Origin of the sequence: Cupriavidus sp. NPDC089707 (assembly GCF_044748965.1) — a bacterium.
GTDB lineage: Bacteria > Pseudomonadota > Gammaproteobacteria > Burkholderiales > Burkholderiaceae > Cupriavidus.
In genome coordinates, this window is record NZ_JBIVHB010000055.1 from 1 (window position 1) to 4,461 (window position 4,461).

The window sequence follows — 4,461 nt, forward strand, 5'->3', positions numbered from 1 at the left end:
ACGATATCGATGATGCTGCCTTCCTTCGCCGGAGCGACCCACTGGCCACCGATATAGAACTGCTTGAGGTTGTACATGCCCTTCGTCTCCATTTTTTGGCGTAACGCCTGTTCTGTTCGCTCCGGACTATTCTTGGCCTGCTTGCACGGTGAGTCCAATGCATAGTGATGCCATTCCCGATAACTTGTAGTCATCGGGGCCTTTCCCTGGCTGACGGCACCCCTGGCCTCCTCCTGATTCACCGTCAGGGTGAGCCAGCATGAGTCTTGCTGGTCAATCCAGCTTGATGCCGTTGTTCCGGATGACGGCCTGCCACTTCAGAGTCTCGGCACGTGCGAACTGGGCGAGCGATGCTGGCGTGCCGCCCTGCGGGTCAAATGCCAGATCTTTCATCATCGCGATGACTTTCGGATCGCCAAGCACCTGATTCATCTCATGGTTCAGTCGATCGACGATGGCCGGCGGCGTACCGGCGGGCGCCCACAACGCGGTCCATCCCGCCACCTCGTAGCCCTTGATGCCGAGTTCCTCGAAGGTCGGCACATCTGGCAGCATTGCCAGCCGCCTGGGCGACGATACTGCCAGCGCCTTCAGCTTGCCGGCGCGGATGTACGGCAGCGACGCCGGCAGGTTATCGAACATGACAGGGATCTGGCCCCCGAGCACATCGGTCAGCGCCGGGGCACTGCCTTTGTACGGTACGTGAGTGACCTTGATGCCGGCCATGGACTGCAGCAGCTCGAGCGCCATGTGCACGCTCGTCGAATTTCCCGGCGAGGCAACGTTGATGGCGCCGGGCTCCGACCTGGCTAGCGCAATCAACGCCGGAAGCGTCGTGGCCCTGAACGTCGGATTCACGCTCAACACGTTCCACACCTTGCTTTGCAGCACGATTGGCACGAAGTCCTTGACCGGGTCGTAATCGAGCCTGGAATAGAGGCTAACGTTCATGGCATGCGTGGTATTGGTGCCATAGAAGAGCGTGTAGCCGTCTCGCGGGCTCCTGGCCACGTAGGCCGCGGCGATATTTCCCGAAGCGCCCGGCCGGTTCTCGACCACCACGGGCTGGCCAAGGCGCTTGCCGAGTTGGTCGGCAACGCTACGGGCTGCCACATCGGTACTGCCGCCTGGCGGAAAGCCGAGTACCAGCTTGATCGGGCGAATCGGGTAGACCGCCTGCGCATGCGCGGGTGCGATAGCGCCGAGGCAGGACAGCACGACGGGTACCGTAGCGGCGAACAAGCGAATCACGGTGCTCGTGGACCGTCGCCTCGTTACCGCGCCAGCGTGATGCCGGCGGCCGGGCCGCCGTCCACCTGCAAGGCACGCGCGTTCACGTACGACAAATTGTGCGAGAAAGGAAGGCGGCCGACGCAGGTCACCTTCCAGCCCGGGTCTACCGCTGGCACTGTACATATTGGCAATAATCTCCAAGGCATGCGTGGCTATAGAGGCACGCCCGACGCCATCGCTTTATGTCGCGAGGTAGCGGGCCTGCCATGGCAACGCTTGCCAGATATGGAATCGATCTCGGCCTGGTGTGGGCGTGGTGTGGGCGCTGAGTTGCTCAGGCTGCGGTGCGCACGGCGCCAATCGATAGTCCGCCGTCCACGACCAGCATCTGGCCATTGACGTAGGAGGATTCGGCACTGACGAGGAAGAGCGCGGCGTTGGCGACCTCCCAACCCGTGCCCTGCCGCCCAAAGGGCAGCGGACGGGCCGCGCGCGACGGGCGGGCGCGGGAGGCGTCGCGCCCCATCGGCGTATCGATCAGGCCAGGCGCCAGCACATTGGCGCGCAATCCTGTGTCTTGCCCGGCAAACGCGACGGCGCGACCCAGTGCCATCAGCCCGGCTTTGGATGACTCATAGGCCGGCAGGCCGCTCAGCGGCGAGATCGCTGCGGTGGAGGCGACGAAGACGACCGCGCTGCCCGCTGGCATGACGGCGGCCGCCTCCTGCGCACAGAACATCGGCGCCCGCAGGTTCAGGTGATGGACACGATCCCATTCGGCCGGATTCTCATTGCCAAAGCGGCTCCGGGTGCCGATGCCGACATTGACGACGATCCCGTCCAGACCATCCATGGCGGATGCGGCTTCGCGCACCATCCGGGAGATCTGCTCAGGGTCCGATACATCGGCTTGTACGACGAAGCCCTGCCCGCCTTCGCGGGCGATCCAGTCGACCGTGCCCTGGGCGGCGCCGGCATCGATGTCGGCGCAAGCCACCGTCGCGCCTTCGCGCGCAAACAGCACCGACATGGCGCGCCCGTTGCCGACCGAAGGGACCGCGTCCACGGTCTCGCGCTGGCCGGCGCCAACCACCAGGATGCGCCGGCCGGCAAGGCGCCCCTCGCGCCGGATACTGCCCAGTGCGGGCCCGAAGAGTTGTTGTTCAGGACAGGGTTGCAGGGTATCAGGCACGGGGCATCTCCACATGTTCAAGCGGCGGGTTTTCAAGATCGACTTCCAGGTTTTCCAGCAGGCGCGACACCAGCATGTAGTAGCCGATGGTGACCAGCAGTTCCATGGTCTGCTGATCTCCAAGGGCCTGCGCCACGCTCGCGTACAGCGCCTCGGGCGCCTTGACATCCCGCACCACGGCGTCGGTGAATGCGATCACCAGCGCCTCATGCGGCTCGAGCGCTTCCGTCGAGCCTGGCCTGAGCGCGGTCTCGATCTTTGCCTGGGGCAAGCCCGCCGCGCGCGCCACCCGGCGATGCTGATGGATTTCATAGCTGGCATTGCACAGTGCGCCCACCCTGAGGATGGCCAGCTCGCGCAGTGTTGGCGGGAGCGTCAGTTTCGTGAGGATGGCGCGTCCCAGCGTCACGAAGCCGATACCGGCTTCAGGCGCGTTGGGCAAAATCCGGTACAGGTTGAGCGGCGCACGGTCGCGCACCAACTCGCCGAGCCGGCCGGTGATGTCGTGAAAGTCAAAATATGGCATGCGAGCCATGGAGTCTCCTCTGGCCGCGTGGGCGCGGCGCATGGGCTGTTGGATGAAGCGGATGACTTCGGGGGGGGCAGGTCAGGACGTTGCGCCTGTCGTGGCGCAACGTCCAATCGGGACGAGGCCACGCCAAGGAACGCCTTCAGTTCAAGGCTGCTACAGAGAGGGGACGGGATGCCTGGTCGGCCGCCGCATTCCCGGCGTTGCCAGCAGCCTCCCCATAAAGTGCCAGTGCCCCGCGACGCATCAGAACGGGCGATCCCCGATGACCGTGGCTCGATGCATCACGCGTCTTTGCGGAAAGTAGTCCTCCACCGCATAGTGTTGCGTCGCGCGGTTGTCCCAGAGCGCAACGGTGTTCTTCCGCCATTTCAGGCGAACCTGGTACTCAGGTGCGGCGGTCTGGCGATACAGATACTGCAGGAGGTCCATTTCGCCGAGTCGGGAGTCGGACCCGATGCGACGCGTGTGGTGCTCCTTGTAGTTGGCCAGATGCGTGACGAACCCTTCGTTCACGAACAGGATCTTCTCGCCCGATTCAGGGTGCGTCCGGACTACCGGATGTACGACGGGCGGATACTCCCTGCGCATCTGTGCATACCTTTCCTCCGTCATCGCGGCTCCGAAGACCGGCATGGCGTCGTGCACGGCAAGAAGCCCATCGATGCGCATCTGCACGTCCTCCGGAAGCCTGGCGTACGCTGCCGCCATATTCACCCAGATCGTGTCGCCGCCAGTCTCCGGGCTGACCAGGCATCGCAGCATCGAGCCCATCGAGGGGACCTCGCGCCACGAGACATCTGAGTGGTAGCCGTTCTCTTGCCCGCGCGCCTTCTCGTTACGGTCGAACACAATCAGTTCCGGATGCTCCGGGAGATTCGGGTTCATGGGATGGACTTCCAGCTCGCCAAAGCGGCGCGCGGCGGCTACATGCTGAGCTGGTGTCATGTCCTGTTCACGAAAGAACAGAACCTTGAACTTCAACAGCGCCTGGCGCAAAGCTGTGTAGGTTTCATCATCCAGGGGGCGGGCGAGGTCAACACCGCCGATTTCTGCGCCGATGCATGGCGTGAGGCGAGTGACGGAAAATGGCCAGTTTTCGCGCGTCAAGGCGTCGGCTTGCGGCGGCTGGAACGTAGCAACAGCGTCTTGCATATGGATGTCTCCTTTGGTTTGCGCCAACCCCGATGAGACTCGGGGCCAGCGAAGTCATGGCAGGTTCCGGCACTGGAAGTCGCCCAGGGATGGGGCGACAGTACCCACCTGCTGACCGGGAACCGGTCAAATGGCGATGGTCTTTTGCTCGAGGTACTCGGACAGGCCGTGGATGCCCTTCTCGCGCCCGTTACCGGAACGCTTGTAGCCACCGAACGGTGCGCCGGGGTCGGCAACCGCCCCGTTGATGCAGACAGTCCCCGCGCGCAGCCGGCTGGCAACACGCCGTGCGTGCGCAGCGTCGCCGGACCAGACATAGGCCGCGAGCCCGTACTCCGTGTCGTTGGCAATG

Annotated in this window: 5 protein-coding genes; all 5 read right to left on the reverse strand. The window is 64.0% G+C overall.

All coding sequences use genetic code 11. The features are described from left to right. Nucleotides 1-273: 273 nt before the first annotated feature. On the reverse strand, nt 274-1,251 hold the full coding sequence (locus ACIP1U_RS32460; protein WP_400324024.1) for a Bug family tripartite tricarboxylate transporter substrate binding protein: 978 nt from the start codon (nt 1,249-1,251) through the stop codon (nt 274-276). Nucleotides 1,252-1,567: 316 nt separating this feature from the next. Further along, nucleotides 1,568-2,461 (reverse strand): SDR family NAD(P)-dependent oxidoreductase, encoded by an 894-nt coding sequence (locus ACIP1U_RS32465; protein WP_400324026.1) that lies wholly within the window; start codon nt 2,459-2,461, stop codon nt 1,568-1,570. Beyond that, nucleotides 2,418-2,951: a carboxymuconolactone decarboxylase family protein gene (locus ACIP1U_RS32470; RefSeq protein ID WP_400324029.1), complete on the reverse strand. Its 534-nt coding sequence runs from the start codon at nt 2,949-2,951 to the stop codon at nt 2,418-2,420. The genes ACIP1U_RS32465 and ACIP1U_RS32470 overlap by 44 nt, the downstream gene beginning before the upstream one ends. A 249-nt stretch (nt 2,952-3,200) precedes the next feature. Then, a complete protein-coding gene (locus ACIP1U_RS32475) occupies nt 3,201-4,109 on the reverse strand; it encodes a TauD/TfdA dioxygenase family protein (RefSeq protein ID WP_400324032.1) in 909 nt (302 codons plus the stop codon). A gap of 126 nt (nt 4,110-4,235) precedes the next feature. Continuing rightward, a partial coding sequence (locus ACIP1U_RS32480; protein WP_400324035.1) for an aldehyde dehydrogenase family protein occupies nt 4,236-4,461 on the reverse strand: 226 nt, incomplete at its 5' end.